This is a genomic window from Glycomyces lechevalierae (assembly GCF_027622945.1).
Classification (GTDB): Bacteria; Actinomycetota; Actinomycetes; order Mycobacteriales; family Micromonosporaceae; genus Glycomyces; species Glycomyces rutgersensis.
This window is the reverse complement of sequence record NZ_JAPZVQ010000009.1, coordinates 126,285-147,237: the sequence shown is the minus strand read 5'-3', so window position 1 is coordinate 147,237 and position 20,953 is coordinate 126,285. Positions and strand designations below refer to the sequence as shown.

Genomic DNA, 20,953 nt, shown 5'->3' with positions numbered 1-20,953 from the left:
GCGAAACCGGACCGCCGCGAATCGCACTCGGCCCGGGCGGCAGCAGTTACGCTGACCGGTATGGCTGAGCCCCAAGTGCTGTCGAGCCGCGATCCGGGCGGCGAACCCGACGGTGCGCGGCTGTTCCCCGCCGGAGAGCACCGGGCGCTGACGTACAGCTCGTACCTCGCGCTCGACGAACTCCTTGCGGCGCAACGCCCCCGCTCCGAAGAGCACGACGAGATGCTGTTCATCGTCATCCACCAGACCTACGAGCTGTGGTTCAAGCAGCTCCTCCACGAACTCGCCCACCTGCAGGAACGCCTCGAGACCGGGGACGGCCAGCACGCGCTGCGCACCCTCAAGCGGCTCCTCGCGATCCTCGGCGTGCTGGTCGAGCAGGTGCACGTCCTCGAGACGATGACCCCGCTCCAGTTCAAGGGCTTCCGCGGCCGGCTCGAGGACGCCAGCGGCTTCCAGTCCGCCCAGTTCCGCGAACTTGAGGCCGTCCTCGGCCGCCGCGACCCGCGCGTCCTTCAGCAGCACCCCGAAGGCGAAGCGCGCCAACGCATCGCGGCAGCGATGGCCCGCCCGTCCCTCTACGACTCCTTCCTGGCCTACCTCGCGCTCTCCGGCTACGAGGTCCCGCCGCGCGCCGACCTCGGCGCCCCGCTCGAGCCCTCGGCCGAGACCCAGCGCGTGCTGCTGCAGGTCTACCGCGACGACGGCGAGCCCTCGCAGGTCGCCGAGCGCATGGTCGACATCGATGAAGCCGTGCAGGAATGGCGCTACCGGCACGTCAAGATGGTCCAGCGCACGATCGGCGGCAAACGCGGCACGGGCGGCTCGTCCGGCGCGGGCTACCTGATGACGACCCTGCACACGCCGGCATTCCCGGATCTGTGGGAGGTCCGCAGCGACATATGAGACCGGCACAGGACGCCCTCGCGGCGCGGCTGCGGGAGGCCTTCCCCGAGTTCGGCGCGGATGACGCCCGGACGTTCGCCGCCATGCTCCTCGCCGGACACGGCCCTGGCCTCGTCGACCTCCCCGAACCCGAATTCCTCGCCCGCGTCCGCCGCGACCGCGATTACTCCCCCAGCAGGCTCGTTCCCGACGCCGCGGCCGTCCTCGACCGGTACGCGGAGGAGAGCCGGAAGGCGCGGGAGACGGTGCCGTGGAAGGAGATCGCTTACGGGGACGACCCCATGGCGCGGATCGACCTCTTCCCGGCAGACGGCCCGCTGCTCATCTATATCCACGGCGGCTACTGGCAGGAACTCGACAAGTCGGACTCGGCCTTCATGGTCCCGGGCCTGCACGCGCAGGGCGTCACGGTCGCCGTGCTCGGCTACGGCCTCGCGCCCCGACTCGACCTGGACGCGATCGTCGCGATGGTCCGGGCCGGGGTCCGCTTCCTCACGGGCGCAGCCGGATCGCGACCCGTCTACCTCGCCGGCAGTTCCGCGGGGGCGCACCTCGCCGCGATGTGTCTGCCGGACGAGCGGGTGAGCGGCGCGATCCTCCTCAGCGGCGTGTACGACCTCGAACCCTTGGTGGGGACGTACATCAACGGCGCGGTCGGCATGGACGAGGCGACCGCACGCCGCAACAGCCCGCTGCGCCTGCCGATCGAGACACCGCCGTCCATAGTGGCGCGAGGAGAGCGCGAACCCGCCGGATTTTCGGAGCAACACGAGGCCTGGCTCCGCGCCCACCCGGGCGACTCGCTGATCGTCCAGGACCGCAACCACTTCGACCTCCCGCTGGACCTGGGCGATCCCTCCACCACGTTGGGCCGCAAGGCACTGGAACTCATGGGGGTCCGGCCATGACCTGGCAGGCGAAGGCCCGCGAACTCGACGCCGCCGACCCGCTCCGTGCGTACGCCGACCGCTTCCGCGTCCCCGGCCCCGAGCTGCGCTACCTCGACGAGGCCTCGCTCGGACGCCCGCCCGCAGACACCGCCGACGCGCTCGCGCGCTTCGTCGACCGGGAATGGGCCGGCCGACTCGTCCAGGGCTGGGACTCGTGGCTCGACCACCCCCAGCGCCTGGGCGACCGCCTGGGAGCCGGCATGCTCGGCGCCGCACCAGGACAGGTCGTCTACAGCGACTCGGTGACGGTCAACCTGTACAAGCTCGCCATGGCCGCACTGCGCCACAGCGGCCGTCGCGCGATGATCACCGACGACCGGAACTTCGCCACCGATCGCTATGTGGCCCAGGGCATCGAAGCCCTGGGCCAAGCCGACCTCCGCCCCGTGGAAGCCCACCCGGACAAGGGCGTGGACCTCAATTCCCTCGGGAGCCTGCTGGACGAAGAGGTGGCGGTCGTAGTCCTCTCCCTAGTGGACTACCGCTCCGGCGCACTGCTCGACATGGCCCGGGCCAACGAACTCGCCCATGAAGCGGGCGCTCTGGTCCTCTGGGACCTCAGCCACGCGACCGGCGCGGTCCCGATCGCGCTCGACGCCACGGGCGCGGACCTGGCCGTGGGCTGCTCGTACAAGTACCTGTGCGGCGGGCCGGGCGCGCCCGCGTTCCTCTACGTGCGCAAGGACCTCCATCCCGTACTGCGGCAGCCGATCTGGGGATGGTTCGGCCAGCGCGACCAGTTCGGGATGGGCCCGGCGTACGACCCCGTGCCCGGGATCGAGCGTTTCCTGTGCGGCACGCCGTCGATCCTCGCCCTGGCGGCTGTCGAACCGAGCCTGGACCTGCTCCTCGAAGCGGGCATCGACCGGGTGCGCGCGAAGAGCCTCCTCTTGACCGAGTTCGTCATCGACCTGGTCGCGGCGTACGCGCCGTATCTGCGGCTCGCCTCCCCGCGCGACGCCGAAGGCCGCGGCGCGCACGTGACCTTCGAGCATCCTGAGGCCCGCGCGATCGCGGCCGGACTGGCCCAGCACAACGTCCTCGTCGATTACCTGGGCCCCAACCGGATCAGGCTGGCGCCGGGTGCGCTGTCGACGAGCTTCGAGCAGATCTGGGAGGCCGTACGGCACTTCCCCCCTTCCACGCAGATTCGAGGTTGACCATGAGATCAGTGCTGGTGACAGGCGCTTCGGGCGGCATCGGCGCGGCCATCGCGCACGCGTTCGCCGAGGCCGGTGACCGCGTCGTCGTCCACTACCACCGCAGACGCGAAGCGGCCGAGAAAGTCCTGTCCGCACTCCCCGGCACCGGCCACCACGTGATCGGAGCCGACCTCACCGACCCGGAACAGGCGCGGCAACTGGTCGCCGACACCGTCGAAGCCCTTGGCGGACTGGACGTCCTCGTCAACAATGCCGGGGTCGAACGTCCCCATCCCGTCCTCGACGTCTCGTACGGCGAATGGCAGGACGCCTGGTCGTTCACGATGGCCGCCAACCTCCAAGGGCCCGTGAACCTCGCGTACTGCGCGGTCCACCACATGAAGGACCACGGCGGCGGCCGGATCGTCAACATCTCCTCCCGCAGCGCCGTGCGCGGCGAACCCGAGGAGATGGCCTACGCCGCAGCCAAAGCGGGCCTCAACGCCTTCGGCCAATCCCTCGCCCAGGCGGTCGGCCACCGGGGCATCGCCGTCATGACCGTCGCCCCCGGCTTCGTCGACGCCGGCATGGCCGACCCGATCCTGGCCGGTCCCGACGTCGAGGCCATCAAGGCCCAGAGCCCGCTGGGCCGCGTCGCCCGCCCCGAGGAGATCGCCGCGGCCGTCCTCTTCTGCGCTTCCCCCGACGCCGAGTTCGCGACCGGGGCGATCCTCGACATGTTCGGAGCGTCCTACCTGCGCTGACCGCCAGGCGATCCCGGTTCTACCAGGGCACGACGCCGTCGTCGTTGAAGAACGAACCGGTCGGGCCGTCGTCCGGGAGGGTGGCGAGCCGGATCGCGACGGCCGCGCCCTGCTCGGGGGTGCGGGGGCCGAAGAAACCGGTGAAGTCGGTCGCGACGAGGCCCGGGCAGGCGGCGTTGATCAGGAGGTTCGTCCCGGCGAACTGCCGGGCGTACTGCACGGTGAAGGCGTTGAGGTACGACTTCGTCGGCGCGTAGGCCGCCATGACGGGCCCGATCTCGACGTTCGGGTCCGCTTGCAGGGAAAGGGAGCCGACGCTGCTGGAGACGTTGACGATGCGCGGCGACGCGGAGCGCCGCAGCAGCGGCAGCATCGCGTTGGTGACGCGGATGACGCCGAAGACGTTGGTGTCCACGACCGTGCGGACCACGTCGAGGTCGAGCGTGGTCGGGTCCTGCCCCCAGTCCGGGCCGGTCGGTCCCGAGACCCCGGCGTTGTTGACCAGGACGTCCAGGCGTCCCGCCTGCTGGTCGATGAGTTCCGCTGCGGCGGTGACACTCTGGTCGGCGGTCACATCGAGCGGCACACCGAACGCGTCCAAGCCAGCCGCGCGCAGCTTCTCCACGGCGGCCTCGAGCCGCGCCTCGTCCCGGGCGCCCACGCCCACGCGGTATCCGAGGGCACCGAGACCGGTCGCGATCTCGTACCCGATTCCCTTGTTCGCGCCGGTAACCAGCGCAATCTTCGTTTCATTCACGGGATCGATACTCGCCCTGGGGAAGCGATGCGAACAACACCGATCGGGCATCCAGTGATACCCCTCGAGTATCACCGGAAAGTACACTCTGGGCATGGACACGTCCGAGATCCTGGAGACCCGCGAGCTCCGATACTTCGTGGCCGTCGCCGAGGAACTGCACTTCGGCCGCGCCGCAAGGCGACTCGGCATCGCCCAGCCGCCGCTGTCCCGGGCGATCCAGCAGCTCGAACGGCGCCTCGGCGTCCCGCTCCTGAACCGCAACCGCCGCGGCGTCTCGCTGACCGGCGCCGGAGAGGTCCTCCTCGCCGAGGGCCGCGCCGCCCTGTGCGCGACCACGGCCGCCGCGCGCCGGACCCGCCGCGCCGGCGGCGCCGGTCACTCAGGCGTGGCCTGCGAGCGCCTGGTCCTGGCGGTCAAGGCCGCCGCCTCCCAGGAACTGCTGCGCAAGCTGCTCGATGCGTATGCGGCCCAACCCGAGGCCGCCGAGATCGAGCTGTTGCCTTGCGGCATAGGCGAGCAGGAGATCATGCTGCGCGACGGCCGCGCCGACGTGGCGCTCATGCAGACCCCGTTCGACTCCCTCGCCGGGTTCGACAGCGAGGAACTCCTGACCGAAGGCCGCATCGCCGTCCTCCCCGCCTCGCACCCGCTCGCCACCCGCACGACGCTCAGCCTGACCGAGGTCACCGACCTCCCGGACCTTCCTCTCGCCCGCTGGCCCCGCAACGGGACCTATCCGCCCGGCCCCGGCCCCGAGATCCGCGACCAGACCCAACTGGCCCAACTCATCGCGCTCGGCCGCACCGCCGCCGTCTGCCCCGAGTCCTCGCGCACCTGGCTCTGGGCCGAACACGCCGCCGTCGCCCTCACCGACGCCCCGCCCGTCACCACCCACATCGCCTGGCCCCCGCACAGCCGCTCCCGCCCGCTCGCCCGACTCATCCGCACCGCCATCCAGCTTTGACGGCGAGGCATCTGGAGGCGAGACCTTTTGGGCGGCAACGGATACCGTCTAGCGTGATGCCATGGCCTTCATTCGCGTGCCCTTCCACCTGGTCGACGCCCGCTACCAGGCCGAAGGCGGCCCCGACCTCGGCGCGATCCTCCACGCGGTCAGCACCATCAGGGCCACCGGCAGACTCGCGGCCCTCAACCTCGCCTGCACCTGGAACCCCGGCGGCTTCGACACCGAGACCGCCCGCCGGCACGCCCTCACCGCGATCTACGGAGCCCTGCGCTGACTCGTGCCGGGCATGGCTCGCGAAGAGCCCTGGGCAACGCCCGGGACGACGGCGGTCCATTCGGCCGTTACGCAGCGGCTCCGGCGAGCTTGCCCCGGACCTGTCGTACGGCGGGGTGCTGGAGCTCGTCGAAGATGGCCTCGGCTTCGCGCCAAGCGCCTTGGGCCGCAGCCTGGTCGCCGCTCGCGTGATAGGTGTCGCCGAGGTTGTCGAGGCTCCGGGCCGTGTAGAAGCGGTTTCCCACCTGCCGGGCCAGCCGGATGGCCTCCTGATAGCTGTCGATCGCCTCGGTGAACTGCCCCAACTGCTGGTGGGCGTCGCCGATCGTGTCCATCACCGCGGATTCCGCCTCAGGGGCCTTCAGTTCCCGGAACGCCGCGAGCGACCGTCGACCGTGGTCGAGCGCCAGTTGATGCTGCCCCACCTGGATGTAGCAGCAGGCCACCGAGTTGAGGGCGTTCGCGTGAGAACCGGTGTCGCCCAGCCGCTCGTGCAGGTCCAGCGCCCGCAGCGCGTGCTCCAGGGCCTCGGGGTGCCGGCCCTGCTGTTCGCGGAACGCCGCCAGGCCCATGGCGACGTGCGCCTCGCCCGAGAGGTCGCCGTTGTCGCGATAGAGGGTCAGCGCCGTCTCGAAGTGCCGGTCGGCGTCCTCGTCGCGGGCCGCCCGCAGGTACATGTTCCCGAGCCCCCGGTGCGCCCGCGCCTGCAGGAGGGGTTCGCCGAGCCGTTCACCGGCCTTCAGCGCCGCCTCGAGACAACTGATGGCCTGCGCCGGGCTTCCCTGCCGCATGAGGTACGGGAAGAGGACCCACACCAGTTGCCATACCTGCCGGTCGAACCCGGCGTCCGCCGCCCAGTCCAGGATGGACAGCAGCACCTCCTGCTCGGCCGTGATCCAGTTCAGGGCCGCGTCATGGTCCGCCAGATCCTCCAGCGCGACCTCGGGAAGCGCCTCACCCGGCCCGTCGCCGGTCAGCAGCGGGTCGATGACGTCCACTGCGGCGTAACCGTTGTGCAGGTAGTGGTCGAGGAGGCGGCGGACGGCTCGATCCCGGTCGGCCTCGGCCTCGTCGGCGGACACCAGCTCGGCGGCGTACTCACGCATCAAGTCGTGCAAGGCGAAGCGCCCCGGGACCGGTTCGGTGACGAGGTTCGCCCGCACCAGCTCGTCGAGCAGCCTCCCTGCCGTCCGCACCGGGAGGCCGCCGAGGCTCGCCGCGGCGGGCACCGTCAGATGCGGACCCGGATGGAGCCCGAGCAGCCGCAGCATACGGGCGGCGTCCGGGCTCAACGCGCGATACGACCACGAGAACACCGCGCGCACGTCCGTCAGGTCCGATGCGGTGTCGAAGGCGTCGAGCCCGCCGCGCAGCTGCTCGGCGAGCGCGCTGAGCGGGGCGCCCCGGTCGATCACGGCGCGGGCGGCGGCGATCGCGAGCGCCAGCGGAAGCCGTGCGCTGGCGGCGATGATGTCATCGGCGGCCTGCGACTCGACGGCCAGCCGTTCGGGGCCGAGCCGCCGCGCCAGCAGCTCCCGCGCCTCGACCATGTCGAACAGCTCCAGGTTGACCCGGCTCGCCCCGTCGATGGCGATCAGGCTCAGCAGGGCGTCCCGGCTGGTGACGACGGCCAGGCAGTCGGGCCCGGTCGGCAGCAGCGGCCGGACCTGGTCGGCGCTGTTCGCGTTGTCCAGCACCATGAGCAGACGTCGGCCGTCCATCGTGGACCGGAACATCGCGGTGAGTTCGTCGGCGTCGGTGGGGATGTCCTCACCGCGCACCCCCAGCGTCCGCAGGAACCGCGCCTGCACACGATCCGGCGACAACGCCTGCCCCGGATGGTAACCGCGCAGGTCGGCGAAGAGCTGCCCGTCGACGAACCGGTCGGCGACCCGGCGCGCCCAGTGGACCGCCAGCGTGGTCTTCCCGACCCCGGCCGTCCCGGTGACCACACCGACGACCGGCCCTGACGACCCGTTCATCGCCGTCAGCAGCCCGTCGAGCTCGGCGAGTTCGCCCTTGCGCCCCGAGAAGGCCCCCGCACTCGCCGGGAGCTGGCGCGGAACCGGCAGCCGCAGCGGCTCGGTGCCGCGGTCCTCGTCCTGCCTGCCGGTCAGGATCGCGGCGTGCAGCGTCCGCATCGACTCGCTCGGTTCGACCCCGAACTCGTCGCTCAATCGGCGGCGGAACCGGTGGTAGACGTCCAAAGCCTCGCCGCGTCGTCCACAGTGGTGCAGCGCCTGCATCAACTGGCCGCTGAGCCCCTCGCGCAACGGGTGCCGAGCCGTGAGGGCCACCAGTTCGTCCACCAGCTCGGCGCCGCTCCCGCGGCGGAGCAGGATGTCGAAGCGCCGCTCCAGCAGCTGCAGCCGCTTCTCGCGCAGGCCGGGCGCGACCTCGCGCTGCAGCTCCTCTGACGGGACGTCCGCCAGCGGCTCACCCCGCCACAGTCCGAGCGCCGCCGTCACCGCGGCCAGTTCGCGTTCGGCGTCGTCCGCGGCCGCATCGGCTTCACTCAGGCGGAGCGCGAGGGCCCCGGTATCGGTGGCCTCCGGTGGGACGTCGAGCCGGTACCCGTCGGGACAGGTCACCACGATGTCGCCGGCGCCGATCCGGTCGAGTTGCGCCCGCACCCGCACCGCGCACAACTGCACCGCGCGGCGGGGGTTCTGCGGAAGTTCCGCCCCCCACAGGGCATCCGCGAACTCGGACAACGAGACCTGCCTGCCGGCGTTGAGCACCAGCAGTGCAAGGAAGCTGCGCGACCGCGGGGAGGTCAGCTCCAGTTCCGTGCCGCCCGCGGCGACCCGCAGGGGCCCGAGTACACCGAGTTCAACGCGGCCAGGTGATCCGGCAGGCGTGCTGGCGCAGCTTTCGCCGCCGTCAAGGTCCGACACGTCGTCATTTTAGCCCTGGCGAACAGGGGCGTCGGCATGGTGAAGCCGATCTGAAGCCGGGTTCGGGGAGAGTGCTCCCTATGGCCGCGAGAACCCGCCATCGGCGTGGCGGGCGAAGGCGGCGAAGCCCAGCGATAGACCAAGGAAACCGCATGTCCTTTCGTTCCCCGTCCCTACTCGCGCTGAGTCTGCTCCTCGCACTCGCCGGATGCTCCGAAAGCGGTGGCGACGAGAGCTCGTCCGAGGCGACGACCACTGAAGCGGACGCGCCGACGAGCGCGTCCGAGCCCGCGTACTCGCAATTCGAGGACTACCCCGGCGAGGAGCTGCTGTACACCGACGGCCGCGAGGAGTACCGCCTGCGGGTCAAGCCGGTGGAGACCGCGTGGCTCACCGAGCTGGCCGGCAGGCCCGCCCAGATGGGATCCCACTACCTCGCGGTCTACGTCGTGGCGACCGGCGAACAGGCCGACCGCGGTGTGGAAGAGGCCTACCTGAACGCCTTCTCGGTGGGGCTGCGGTTCGGGTCCGGCGACGACTGCAACCGGGACGCGCTCGGCGCCCGGGACGAGTCGATGGAGGAGATCTGCCACGACATGGCCACCATGGTCACCTACCTCGAGGACGTGCCCTACGAGGACTGGGGCACCTATGGTTGGACGGAATCGACCCTCGGCGGCTCGCCGCTGGACGCCGGGGCGACCGTGGCCGGGGTCGCGGCCTTCACCGTCCCGGACGACTTCGAGGTGACTAGCGCGATCGAGTTCTGCGGGGGCGGCGAGTCGGTCCTCATGGAGTGGGACAACTGCGTCACCGTTCCCGCGCCGACCGAGGAGCGAAGCTGATGTCGACGCGACCGATCTCCGCCGTCACCGCGGCACTCCTTCTGGCGCTCACCGGATGCACGAACAGCGGCGACACCGACGCCGCCGAATCGACCTCGCAGCAAGAGTCGCAACAGGAGTCGTCTGAGGGCCCGTCCGGGCCGACCTACACCGCCTTCGCCGACTTCCCCGGCGAGGAGCTGCTGTACGTCGAGCAGGGGGTGGCGCCAGTCGGGTTGCGGCTCAAGGCCGTGGACACGGTCTGGCAGACCGAACTCGCCGACCACATTGCCGACGCGGACGCGCACTACATGGTCGTCTACGTCGCGGTGACCGGCGAAGCCGACGACCGCGGCGTGGCCGACGCCTGGTTGAACTACTTCGACTTCAAGCTGGACTTCCCCGCTGTCGACGGCGCCTGCGCGGCCGACGGCACCGACGCCTACGGGGACTGCGTCGCCAACCCCATCACCAGTCTCGAAGCGGTCCCCGACGACGAGTGGCGCGACCACATGTGGGGCAGCGCCGACGCCTTCGGGCGCGTCGACCTCCAGGCCGGCGCGACCATGATCGGCGGCCTGGCCTTCCAGATCATGGACGACGCCGATCTGTCAGGCGACATGCAGCTCTGCGCCACCGGCCGCGACCTCAGCCGCGCGGACAACTGCATCACGGTCCCGGCACCGGCGGAACCGTGGAGCTGAGGGGCACCGGTCCTCGCCGTCTCTGAACGCGGGCGGCTCCGACCCTGCCGAGGACGGTTCGGGCACAACAGGATTCGGGCCTGGGGGCGAAACTCCCCCAGGCCCGACAACACGTTCGACGACGGTTCACGCGGCGAGCATCAGTTCCTGGTCGGACCGATGGCGAACGCGCTCGCCTCCGGCGCAACCCGATCGGGCTTCCGGCGGATTCCTGACGTCGTCGATGACGACGACGATCACCGCGACGACCGCCAACACGATCACGGCCGCCACGATGAACGCCCCGCCTATCAAGCGCTTGTGCGTCATCGTGCCTCCTTCCAAGAGCGACTTCCTTTGTAGCAAACCGCTCCCGGGACCGGTCCCGGCCGTCGCGCGGGCGGCGGCAGCCGGTGCTCCGATTTCACAGTGCCGCTACAGGATCGACGCCGGTCAGCTCGACGCTCGCGGTCCACAGTTGCCGGGCGGTCTCGGGGTCGGTCATGTGCTGCTGCGGCTGCTCCAGGCGGGGCTGTCCGCGGAGGCCGAACACCCGCGGACCCCAGAGCTGGCCGCCGACGACCTCGGGGTCGAGTGCGGCTCGGACCGCGGACCAGGCGCCGGCGTCCTTGCCCTGCAGGACGAGTCCGCCCGCCAGGCCCCTCAAGTAGCTCGCGCGGGAGCGCACGTGGACGCCGGGCCGCGCGGGGGTCAGGGAGTCGAGGGCGCCGCCGGGATGGGCGAGGACGCTGATGAGATCGCCACCCGCGGCGCGGAGGCGGCGGTCGAGCTCGAAGGCGAAGATCATCTGCGCCAGTTTGGAACGGCCGTAGGTCCGCTTCGGCTGGTAGGAGCGGGTGGACTGGAGGTCGTCCAGGTCTAGCCGCTCGGAGCGCGCGGCGAAGCTGCCCATGGTGACGATCCGCGCGGCGGGCGCGGCGGCGAGCAGCGGGGCGAGCCGGTGCGTGAGTGCGAAATGCCCGAGGTGGTTGGTGGCGAGCATCAACTCATGACCGGCGGTGTTCTCCCGGCGCGGCGGGTCGTCGATCGCGATCCCGGCGTTGAGGACGGCGACGTCGAGACAGTCGAGCGGCATCCCGTCCACCGCCGCCTGCAGCGAAGCGAGGTCAGCGAGGTCGAGCTGCATGTGGTGGATCCGGGCGCCCGGTACCCGGGCCCGTATCGCCGCACCGGCGACGGCGGCCTTGGACGGGTCGCGGCAACCGAGGACGACAACGGCTCCCGCCGCGGCGAACTGTTCGGCGATGAAGTAGCCGATGCCGGCGTTTCCGCCGGTCACCAGGACGTTCTTGTCGTCGGCGCGCGGCAGTCGGCGGGGATTCCAGTTCATGACAGCGTCCTATGCGTTGCATGGGGATGGGAAGAGACGGGTGAGGCTCACAGGTCGGGCCAGCCGCGCTTGAGCCGGGTGAACGCCTCGGCGAGGGCGGCCCGGCGGTCCGGTCGGCCGGACGCGAGGTCGGGGGTCTCCAGGATGTAGCGGGCGAGGATGCGCAGGGACTCGTCGGGCTCCGCGCGGCCCGCGGCCTCGGCCAGGAGGTCGGCGAGGGCGGCCTGACATGCGATCCAGACCTGGCGGGCGTAGGCGCAGAGCTCCGGGGTGCGCAGCACCAGATCCATGCGGCGCCGGTACTCCTCGGGAAGGTCCTCGGCAAAAGGGGCCCGACCGGCGAAGAACGCGTGCAGCGCGTCCAGCACGGATGTCCCTTCAGGACGGTCGCGGACGGCCGCGGTCAGCGACCGCTCCCGCTCGCCGCTGTCGTCGAGGATGAGGGCTTCCTTGCCGGCGGGGAAGTGCGCGAAGAGCGTCGTGACGGCCGTGTCCGCGGCCTCCGCGATCTGCGCGACCGTGACCTTGTCGTACCCCCGCTCCAAGAAGAGTTCCAGCGCGGCGTCGGACAGGGCTTTGCGAGTCGCCGCCTTCTTCCGCTCGCGCCTGCCCGGGGTGGATCCATCGGTCGTCGCCATCAGTCGACCATACAGCAGTCACTACAATTCCGTAGTCACTACGAATTCATCATCACTGTGCTCTATCCCACTTGAAGGTGGCACTCGACGCGGCAATTAACGCTAGGTGTACCAACAAACCCCCGTCGAGTCGTTGACTACACATAGATATCTCTCTATAGTTCGAATCGCCGGAAAAATCATCAGATGTTTCGGGACTAGGTTGCGACCGGCCCCGCCCAGATCTGATCACTACGGCCATCTGGAACGGAAATAATCCTATGAATTCAAGGGGCAAGAGATGCGAATAAGAGCAAGGTGGCTCGGGGTCCTCGCGGCACTCGGTGTCGCGGCGGCCATCGTGACGGCGCCGGTCGGTTCCGCCAGTGCGGAGTCGAACGGCGGGGTTCGGGTCATGCCGCTGGGCGACTCCATCACCGAGGGCACCGCGACGCCGGGCGGATATCGGATCGGCCTGTGGCAGCGCCTCGCGGGCGGCGGGTACACCACGGACTTCGTCGGGTCGCAGTTCAACGGGCCGGGGAACCTCGGCGACCACGATCACGAGGGCCACCCCGGCTGGCGTATCGACCAGATCGACGCGAACATCGTCAACTGGGTGAACACCTACCAGCCGCAGACCGTGCTGCTGCACATCGGCACCAACGACATCCTGCAGGACTACAACGTCTCGACCGCCCCGAACCGGCTGTCCGCCCTGATCGACCACATCAACACGGCGGCGCCGAACGCCGAGGTGTTCGTCGCGCAGATCACTCCGCTCGGGTGGCCCGAGGGCGACGCGGCGGTGAACAGCTTCAACGCGACCATCCCCGGCATCGTGCAGAGCAAGGTGAACGCCGGCAAGCACGTCCACATGGTCGACATGCACAGCGCCCTGACCACCGCCGACCTGGACGACGGGGTCCACCCGACCGCCACCGGATACGACAAGATGGCCGCGGTCTGGTACTCCGCACTGCGATCGGTACCCGGCAGCATCGGCTCTGCGGACGGCACCGAGATCGTGGGCGCCCAGTCCGGTCGCTGCCTCGAGGTCACCGGGGTCGGCACCGCCAACGGCACCGACGTCCAGCTGTGGGACTGCTGGGGCGGTTCCAACCAGCAGTGGACCTACACCGCCGGCAAGCAGTTGAAGGTGTACGGCAACAAGTGCCTGGACGCCTCCGGCGGGGGCACCAGCAACGGCACCAAGGTGGTGATCTGGGACTGCAACGGACAAGCCAACCAACAATGGAACGTCAACGCCAACGGCACCATCACCGGGGTGCAGTCCGGCCTGTGCCTGGACGCCTCGGGCTGGGGCACCAGTAACGGCACGAAGGTCACTCTCTGGACCTGCGGCAGCGCCCAGGCCAACCAGCAATGGACCCGACGGTAACTAAGGAGTGCCAGCTCGTTGAGAGCTGGCACACCAGATCCTCGACCACTCACCGGACGCCCGCCGGGCCATTCGGGGCATCCACGCCGCCGTCGCGCGGGGGCCCTTTGCCGTGGAGGGTGTTAGAAAGTGACTCTGAACGTCGCGTCCTGGCGGTCCGATGCGGACGAAGAGCTGGTGAGCGGATCGATCCGCAGGACGTACCCGGCGTGGCGGAGGTACCGGTCCGGGTAGTTGTAGGACCGGAACGACGCCCAGGCGGCGTCGGCGAGGCCGGGGGTGCGGGTGAAGGTGGCGTCGGCGGCGAACTGGGCCGTGTTGTCGTTGGGGTCCAAGCGGATCGCGTAACCGGAGTGGCGCAGGAAGCGGCCGGGGTAGTTCACCGATTCGAACGAGACGCCCGCGGCGTCGGCCAGGCCCGACCGGAGTCGCCACTGCTGGTCGGCGGGCGGCTCCATCGGGAAGGGGTCGATCCGGCCGACGGCGTCGGCGTGGCGCACATACCGGTCCGGGTAGTTGTAGGACTTGAGCCGGTTCCATTGCGGTGCGCCCCAACGGGTCAGGAGCGCGGCCCGCTCGGCCTCGGTGATCGGCACGATCCCGGCGTGCTTGCTGCTCATGGGTGCGGTGAAGGTGCGCTGGTCGAGTCTCGCCCATGAGTTGCCGCCGATGTCGCTGGACTGCCAGGCGTAGAACACGGCGTTGGCGGGCCCGAAGGAGTCGCCCCAGAGCCAGAACATGTTGCCCGCGTTGGACTTCACGAGGATCGGGGCCTCGATCGCGTCACCCTGGCGCAGGCCCGAGGTGAGCGTGGTGAAGGTGTTCGGCTGACCGGTGGCCGAGCGGGCGACATACAGGTTGTTGTCGCCGAGGTTCTTGTAGGCCAGGTAAAACGCGCCGTTGTGCATGAGGACGTCGCCGTCGAGGACGTTGAAGCCGGGGTCGAAGAAGACCTCTGCGGCGCCCATGTTCACGAAGTCGGTGGTGTAGTTGACCATGAAGACGTCGCGGGTGCCGTTGTTGGCCGAGTACACGACCGCGTACGCGCTGCGTGAGGGATCCCAGAACGCGGTGGGCGCCCACGAGTGGGTCGCGAGGTCGTGGAGCTTGACGCGGCGGTAGCCGGTGAAGCTGCGCAGGTCCGCGGAATCCCAGACGTGGATGTACTGGTTGTTGAGGTTGAACACGCGTCCTTTGAGGTCGGTGGCGAGGACGGTGAACGTGCCGTCCTGCTTGCGGAGGAGGAACGGGTCGCGCAGGCCCAGCATGCCCTCAGTCGGCGTGGCGACGGGCTGGTTCTGATGCAGCGGCGTCCACTCGAGGCCGTCGCTGCTGACGGCGAGGTGCAGCGCGTAGCTGTCGTCGGTCGAGTTCGGCGACTCCTTGAAGTACACCATCGCGTACGCCGCGTACGACTGCGCTTGTGCGGCAGTGGGAACGGCGATGGCAGCGGTGACGGCGGAGGCCATCGCGGTGGTGAGCAGGGTACGGCGAGACGGCATCGTTCTCAGCCTTTCTGAAGCAGGAGCAGCGCTCGATGAGCGACCGAGATGATCGGTAACATCCGCGCCGCGCATAAGTGTGACCCGTAACATTTAGAAAGTCAAGGACATCGATGTAAGTGAGCGAGACCCCTCGCGGCGCGAAACGCTTGCCGCGCAGGGGCACCGGCACGGTGCGGCTTGGCGACAGTGGCGGCGGGTAGCAGCGTGGAAGCAGCGGCACGACCGTTCTCGACGAGGAGCCGGTGATAGGCCAGTGCGAGCGGGGAGGTCAGGTGCGCGCCACCGCGTCAGGGAACTGGCGCACCAGATCCTCGCCCACTACCCACCAGCGGTCTGACCTCGACGCCGCAGTGGGCCAGGCCGATTTTCAGGACAAACTTCAGGTGTACCAACAAACCTCTGTCGAGCCGTTGACTACACATAGAGATCTCTCTATAGTTCAGATCGCCGGAAAAAATCATCAGATCTTTCGGAGCTAGATGTCGTCATGTGAGCGATAACAGGCGGCTTTGTCTGCTCGAGGAAAGGCAATTCATGCAACGAGACCGTTCTGCGCCTCCCGCTGACCCTTAGCGGAGGCACCCCCTGCCGGCCCCCTGCGAATCCCTCATTTCCCGTACCCGCATCCGCTGAGGAGCGCCCGATGACATCGGCTGCACCCGATTTCTCGGTCCTGCCCCGCTGGACCCGAGGCATGGCCGCGCTCGCGGCGGCCTCCGTCGACTGACCGATCCGGACCGGACCGCGGCGCACCAGCCAGTCGGTCCGTCCCACCCCCAGCAATGAACCCTCATCTCCATGACCCGACGCATCAGCGACGTCTGGGGAAGCGACCCTCGACTAAGGAGACCACCATGGCCTGGATGGAAACGCCCAAGAGCCGCAGGCGGATGCTCATCGGCGGCGCCGGCGTGCTCGCCGGGGCCGCCGCCGCGACCGCACTCGACCCGCCCACCGCAGCCCAAGCCCGGCAAGTGTTCGCGTCGACGGGCACCGCCCAGGCCGCCGAAGCATGGAATCCCGATTCGTCGTACACGACGACGGACACCGGCGACGGCTCCTACACGGTTCCCATGCTGAACTCCGACGTGCCGGATGTCAGTGTCGAGCGCGTCCCCGCATCGCAGAACGATGAGCGGCGCGACATCTACTACATGGTCAGTACGACGATGCATCTCAGCCCGGGCGCACCGATCATGAAGTCGTACGACCTCGTCAACTGGGAGATCGTGAGCTACGCGTTCGACCGCCTCGACATCAGTGACGCCGCGTCCTTGCGCAACGGCTCGAACTCCTACGGGCAGGGGCAGTGGGCGTCGTCGATCCGCTTCCACGAAGGCACCTTCTACGTGCTCATCAATTCGCTGAACCTCGGCGGCGCCTTCCTCTACCGCACCGACGACATCGAGAACGGAGCGTGGACGAAGACGGCGTTCGGTCGAGGCTTCCACGACCCGTCGCTCTTCTTCGACGACGCCAACGGCGGAACGCCGTACATCGTCTACGGCGGCGTCAGCGCGGTTCGGCTGAACCCGACGCTGACGGCGGTCGAGCAGGATTTCCCGGACTTCATCCGGCGCAGCGACTACTCGAGCGAGCCGTACGTCGGCAGCGACGGGATCTTCGAGGGCGCCCAAGTGTGGTTCATCGACGGCTACTACTACGTGGTGATGATCACCTGGCGCAGCAACGGTCGACAGGTCGTCATGTTCCGCTCGACCGAACTGCTCGGACGCCTCGCGGACACACCGGTGGCCTACGAGTCCTATGGAGCGCTCGCTTCGAACGGATTCGCGCAAGGCAGTCTTGTGCCCATCTCGAATGACGCGGGCGACGACGACTGGCACGGCTTCTTCTTCCGCGACTCGTATCCGGTCGGTCGCATCCCGGCGCTGATCCCGGCGACCTGGAGCGACAGGTGGCCGACCTTCGGCGACAACGGCGTCGTGCCGGTCGACGGCGCCTTCGAGAAGCCGATCAGGCTCACCCCGGAGCAGGAGCGCTTCGAGCGGCTCAGGTGCATCGTCGTGTCCGACGACTTCGACAACGACGCACCGCACCGTGCCTTCCAGGACGAGCAGTGGACGCTGCCGACACCGCCCGACATCGACGAGAGGCTGGTCGGGGTCGAACTCTTCGGCAATCCCGGCGTCGAGTCCGGAAACACCGAGGGCTGGATCGCCAACGACGGTGCGACGCTCTCGACGACGACGGACGCGCACAGTGGCTCGACGGCTATCGCGGTCACCGGGCGGAACCTCACGGGATCGGGGCCGGCGCAGGACCTCACAGGCAAGGTGCAGCACAACGTCATATACGACGTCTCGGCATGGATCAAATACGAGAACCCCGCAAGCCCGGCGACCAAGCCGTTCATCATCACCGCCCGGTACGGCGGCGACAACACGAACTACGCCAACCTCACGCCCCAGACGGCGGTCACCCGCGGGACCTGGGGCAAGGTGTCCGGGTCGTTCACGATTCCTGCCTCCCAGGCGCTCTCCGACGTGCGCATCTTCATCGAGACTCCCTGGGTGAGCGATCCGTCGACCGACCCCGACACGCACCTCATGGACTACAAGGTCGACGACGTGTCACTCATCGGGCGGACTGACGCCGTCGAGCTGCCGCATCCCGATGAGATCGCCCCGAACGGGTCGAACCTCGATCTGGCCTGGGAGTGGAACCACACGCCCGACAACCGGTACTGGTCGCTCACCGACCGCGAGGGGTGGTTGCGGTTGACGGCCGGCAAGGTCGTGACCGGTGCGTACACACACCGCGACTCCGGTGGCGAGCTCGCGTGGCTGGAAGAAGCGCGCAACACGCTCTCGCAGCGCTCCTTCGGACCGCGGCAGTCGGCCGAGACGAAGCTCGACTTCTCGGGCATGAACGACGGCGACGTCGCCGGACTCGCAGCATTCGGCCAGGACTTCTCATATGTCGCGGTCCAGCGCGTGAACGGGGAGAACACGGTGGGGGTCGTCCATCGCGGACGTCCCTTCACCGCGCCGATCGACCAAGCGGCGATCGAGCGTTTCCTGCCTGGAGCCACTGCGGAACTCGGGGACGCCACGGAGGTGCACCTCAAGGCGGATCTGGACTTCACCCGGAGAGAGGGGCAGCTCTTCACGACCTTCTATTACAGTCTGGACGGGATCGATTGGACCCAGCTCGGCGACGCCGTCGGACCGCTCGAGTTCGGCGGATCGATGCACTTCATGGGGCACCGGGTCGCACTGTTCAACTACGCGACCCAGCAGACCGGCGGCCACGTCGACTTCGACCACTTCCTGCTGAGCGACACACTGACATCGCAGAACCAGCCGCTCGACAAAGGCGACCTGGAGGCAGCGATCGCCTACGCCGAATCACTGGACTCGGGGGACTATCCCGCCGAAGCGTGGGCGGCGATGCTCGACGCGCTCGCCGAAGCGCGAACCGTGGCAGAAGGGGTGGTCGGCACGCAGAACCAGATCGACGCCCCCGAGCGAGCGCTCAGCTATGAGCTCGCCCGCCTCGGAACGCTGAAGGGGCCGGACCCCACCGCCTGGTACGTGCTGGTGAACCGCAACAGCGGCAAGGTCCTGGACGTCAGCGGCGTGTCCACCGCCGACGGCGCCCAGCTCCACCAATGGACTCGCACGAACGCCACCAACCAGCAGTTCCAGTTCGTGGACGCCGGCGGCGGCTACTACACGATCAAGGCGCGGCACTCGGGCAAGGTGCTCGACGTGTCCGGCTGGTCGACCGCCGACGGAGCCAACATCCACCAGTGGACCGACCACGGCGGCGCCAACCAGCAGTTCCGGCTGGCCGACTCCGGCGGCGGCTACGTGCGCCTGATCAACCGCAACAGCGACAAGGCGATCGAGGTCCGGAACGCGGCGACCAACAACGGCGCCACCGTCGTGCAGTACAGCGACTGGGACGGCACCAACCAGCAGTGGCAGCTCGTCCGCTGACCTGAGCGGCACGGACTCCGCCGACCCGGGTCCGCGTCGCTCAGAACCCGGTCCCGAGGCGGCCCTCGGGACCGGGAACCCAACGTCCCACTGGACCCCAGATTCTCGACAACCGCCTGCGGACTGACCCCGATGCCGCAGGTGCCGACCATTTTTCGGGAAAGTCTCGAGGACCACCACCAGCGCGATGTCGGCTCAGGATTGCCCAGAGGGCTCCTCACCCGCAATCACCCTTGGAACAGCAAAAAGCGGTCATCAACCTGATGACCGCTCATTTACTCAATATCCGATTCTGTGGAGCTTAGGGGATTCGAACCCCTGACCTTTTCCATGCCATGGAAACGCGCTACCAACTGCGCCAAAGCCCCTTGATTGGCGTTCCAGAGGCGTTTAGACCTTGGAACCGGCACTAGTTTACACAGTGTTGAGGGGCGGCCCCAGGGTGGGGCTGGAGACGGCGGTCACGTTGGTGAGCTGGGGGTTTGCTGGGCCGGGAGGCAGGTCTGTTTGCAGGGATGGGAAAGGGCGGGCCCGCACGCGGGCCCGCCCTGGTTCGTCAGTCCCAGCTGAGGCCGGGGGCGTAGCGGCGGGGGCGGAGTTTGGCGATGAGTTGGGCTGCGACGTCGAAGAGGCGGCCGGTGGAGCCGGGCGGGCCGACGAGTTGGACCGTGGCGGGGGCGCCGTCGCTGCGCATGCCGACCGGGACGACCAGGGCCGGGAGGCCGGCGAGGCCGAAGGGGGCGGTGAAGGCGGCGGCGCTGGCGAGGTGGGTGACGTTGGCGCGCAGGGTCTCCGTGGACCACTCCTTGGCCGCCGGGGGCGCCGCGGGGAGGCCGGGGGTGATGAGGAGGTCGTAGTCCTCGAGGTCGAACCAGTCCTCGAGGTGGCGGCGGACGCGGTTGCCGTCGCCGAGGACGCCCCCGAAGAGGCCGCGCAGGTAGGTCCTCTCGCCCACGGACACGAGCCGCTTGGTGCGGCGCTGCAGCCCGTCCGGGCCGCATTTGAGGCTGCGCAGGTAGGCCGCGCAGGTCCAGGCCCCGGAGGAGGCCGGGGTGAGGCGGGCGCCGAAGCGGGGCTTGGCGCGGAAGGTGTCGTGGCCGAGGTCGGTGAGGGAGCGCACGGCCTTGAGGAGCCACTTCGTGGCGTCGTCGTCGACGCGGGCCGGAAGGGGCGCGATGTTGGAGGCGGCGATGCGCAGGCGCCCGGGGTCGCCGGTCGAGCGCGGGTGGCGGTGGGTGAGGGCCGCGTAGGCGAGCGCGGCGTCCTCGACGGTGGTCGCCATGACGCCGGTGTGGGCGCCGAGCCAGTGCTCGGGGTCGGTGTTGATGTCCGCGGGCACGTGCTCGGGGCTGTAGGCCACGATGCCGCACGCGGCGGCCGCGGTGCGCACGCCGCCGGCCGAGCCGGGTCCGTCGAGGCCGATGCCGATGGGCGCCGCGCCGGTGGCGACGGCGAGCGCGGTGCCGCCGCTGGGGCCGCCGATGCCGCGGTCGGGGCGCCAGGGGTTGGCCGGGACGTTCCCGTCGTCGTCGGTGGCGGGCCAGAGCCCGAGCTCGGAGGAGCGGCCGAAGGCGACGATCACGGCGCCGGCGCCGCGGATGCGCTGCACCGCTTGGTGGTCGGTGTCCGCGATCGGCAGGACGGCGGCGTTGGAGCCGAGCCGGGGCGCGTGCCCGGTGACGGCGAGCTGCTCGCAGACGGCCACGGGCACGCCCGCGGCGGGGAGGGAGTCGCGGTTGTCGATCTCGTCGACGGCCGCGGCCTCAGCGAGGGATTCGATCTTGCGGACGCTGGTGAGGGCGCCTTCGGCCTCGCGGTGGTCCTCGATGCGGCGGAGGTGGTGGTCGACGACGATCGCGGCGTCGGCGTCGCCGCGCCGGACCGCCTTGGCTATCTGCTGCGCGGTGGTTCCCGACCAGCTCACTGCACGTCCTTCTTTCTCACGGG

The 20,953-nt window shown here is 69.4% G+C and carries 16 protein-coding genes, 1 tRNA gene and 2 pseudogenes; 11 read left to right on the top strand and 8 right to left on the bottom strand.

What is annotated here, in order from left to right; genetic code table 11:
* The first annotated feature begins 60 nt into the window (after positions 1–60).
* The 4 genes from O2L01_RS15690 to O2L01_RS15675 are packed head-to-tail and all read left to right on the top strand — an operon-like array spanning position 61 to position 3,762.
* Positions 61–906: a tryptophan 2,3-dioxygenase gene (locus O2L01_RS15690; protein ID WP_270122906.1), complete on the top strand. Its 846-nt coding sequence runs from the start codon at positions 61–63 to the stop codon at positions 904–906.
* A complete protein-coding gene (locus O2L01_RS15685; protein ID WP_270122905.1) occupies positions 903–1,814 on the top strand; it encodes an alpha/beta hydrolase in 912 nt (303 codons plus the stop codon). The genes O2L01_RS15690 and O2L01_RS15685 overlap by 4 nt, the downstream gene beginning before the upstream one ends.
* Positions 1,811–3,016 carry a kynureninase gene (gene kynU / locus O2L01_RS15680; protein ID WP_270122904.1) on the top strand — a complete coding sequence of 402 codons (1,206 nt, stop codon included), beginning with the start codon at positions 1,811–1,813 and terminating at the stop codon, positions 3,014–3,016. Before O2L01_RS15685 ends, kynU begins: the two co-directional genes overlap by 4 nt.
* A gap of 2 nt (positions 3,017–3,018) precedes the next feature.
* Entirely contained in the window at positions 3,019–3,762 is a 744-nt protein-coding gene (locus O2L01_RS15675) for an SDR family NAD(P)-dependent oxidoreductase (protein WP_270122903.1), read from the top strand.
* A gap of 19 nt (positions 3,763–3,781) precedes the next feature.
* Here O2L01_RS15675 and O2L01_RS15670 read toward each other — a convergent pair whose 3' ends face one another.
* Positions 3,782–4,519 (bottom strand): SDR family oxidoreductase, encoded by a 738-nt coding sequence (locus tag O2L01_RS15670; RefSeq protein ID WP_270122902.1) that lies wholly within the window; start codon positions 4,517–4,519, stop codon positions 3,782–3,784.
* 94 nt (positions 4,520–4,613) lie between these two features.
* Here O2L01_RS15670 and O2L01_RS15665 point away from each other — a divergent pair, with 94 nt between their 5' ends.
* Both O2L01_RS15665 and O2L01_RS15660 read left to right on the top strand, forming a co-directional pair.
* Entirely contained in the window at positions 4,614–5,486 is an 873-nt protein-coding gene (locus O2L01_RS15665) for a LysR family transcriptional regulator (RefSeq protein ID WP_270122901.1), read from the top strand.
* Positions 5,487–5,547: 61 nt separating this feature from the next.
* Positions 5,548–5,763 carry a hypothetical protein gene (locus O2L01_RS15660; protein WP_270122900.1) on the top strand — a complete coding sequence of 72 codons (216 nt, stop codon included), beginning with the start codon at positions 5,548–5,550 and terminating at the stop codon, positions 5,761–5,763.
* Positions 5,764–5,830: 67 nt separating this feature from the next.
* Here O2L01_RS15660 and O2L01_RS15655 read toward each other — a convergent pair whose 3' ends face one another.
* Complete coding sequence (locus O2L01_RS15655; protein WP_270122899.1) at positions 5,831–8,659, bottom strand: AfsR/SARP family transcriptional regulator; 2,829 nt, start codon at positions 8,657–8,659, stop codon at positions 5,831–5,833.
* A gap of 152 nt (positions 8,660–8,811) precedes the next feature.
* On the opposite strand from O2L01_RS15655, the gene O2L01_RS15650 reads away from it, so the two are divergent.
* The gene (locus O2L01_RS15650) at positions 8,812–9,504 is read left to right on the top strand and encodes a hypothetical protein (protein ID WP_270122898.1); all 693 of its coding nucleotides are present in this window, start codon (positions 8,812–8,814) and stop codon (positions 9,502–9,504) included.
* Positions 9,504–10,187 carry a hypothetical protein gene (locus O2L01_RS15645; RefSeq protein WP_270122897.1) on the top strand — a complete coding sequence of 228 codons (684 nt, stop codon included), beginning with the start codon at positions 9,504–9,506 and terminating at the stop codon, positions 10,185–10,187. The genes O2L01_RS15650 and O2L01_RS15645 overlap by 1 nt, the downstream gene beginning before the upstream one ends.
* Before the next feature lie 126 nt (positions 10,188–10,313).
* On the opposite strand, the gene O2L01_RS15640 is transcribed toward O2L01_RS15645, so the two are convergent.
* From O2L01_RS15640 to O2L01_RS15630, 3 genes are all read right to left on the bottom strand, one after another.
* Positions 10,314–10,496, bottom strand: coding sequence for a hypothetical protein (locus O2L01_RS15640; protein WP_270122896.1), 183 nt, complete (start codon positions 10,494–10,496; stop codon positions 10,314–10,316).
* 94 nt (positions 10,497–10,590) lie between these two features.
* The gene (locus tag O2L01_RS15635) at positions 10,591–11,517 is read right to left on the bottom strand and encodes an SDR family NAD(P)-dependent oxidoreductase (protein ID WP_270122895.1); all 927 of its coding nucleotides are present in this window, start codon (positions 11,515–11,517) and stop codon (positions 10,591–10,593) included.
* Between the two features lie 47 nt (positions 11,518–11,564).
* Positions 11,565–12,155, bottom strand: coding sequence for a TetR/AcrR family transcriptional regulator (locus O2L01_RS15630; protein WP_270122894.1), 591 nt, complete (start codon positions 12,153–12,155; stop codon positions 11,565–11,567).
* A 280-nt stretch (positions 12,156–12,435) separates the two neighbouring features.
* On the opposite strand from O2L01_RS15630, the gene O2L01_RS15625 reads away from it, so the two are divergent.
* On the top strand, positions 12,436–13,536 hold the full coding sequence (locus O2L01_RS15625; RefSeq protein ID WP_270122893.1) for a ricin-type beta-trefoil lectin domain protein: 1,101 nt from the start codon (positions 12,436–12,438) through the stop codon (positions 13,534–13,536).
* 122 nt (positions 13,537–13,658) lie between these two features.
* On the opposite strand, the gene O2L01_RS15620 is transcribed toward O2L01_RS15625, so the two are convergent.
* The gene (locus O2L01_RS15620) at positions 13,659–15,038 is read right to left on the bottom strand and encodes a glycoside hydrolase family 43 protein (RefSeq protein WP_270122892.1); all 1,380 of its coding nucleotides are present in this window, start codon (positions 15,036–15,038) and stop codon (positions 13,659–13,661) included.
* 785 nt (positions 15,039–15,823) lie between these two features.
* Between O2L01_RS15620 and O2L01_RS15615 the strand changes: the two are divergent.
* Positions 15,824–18,322 (top strand): annotated as a pseudogene (locus tag O2L01_RS15615) (beta-xylosidase family glycoside hydrolase); the annotation flags it as partial.
* A 132-nt stretch (positions 18,323–18,454) separates the two neighbouring features.
* A pseudogene (locus O2L01_RS25840) lies at positions 18,455–19,003 on the top strand (RICIN domain-containing protein); the annotation flags it as partial.
* 298 nt (positions 19,004–19,301) lie between these two features.
* Here the strand turns inward: O2L01_RS25840 and O2L01_RS15610 are convergent.
* Positions 19,302–19,374 (bottom strand) — tRNA-Ala (locus O2L01_RS15610).
* A 188-nt stretch (positions 19,375–19,562) separates the two neighbouring features.
* The gene (locus O2L01_RS15605) at positions 19,563–20,930 is read right to left on the bottom strand and encodes an amidase (RefSeq protein WP_270122890.1); all 1,368 of its coding nucleotides are present in this window, start codon (positions 20,928–20,930) and stop codon (positions 19,563–19,565) included.
* Positions 20,931–20,953 lie beyond the last annotated feature (23 nt).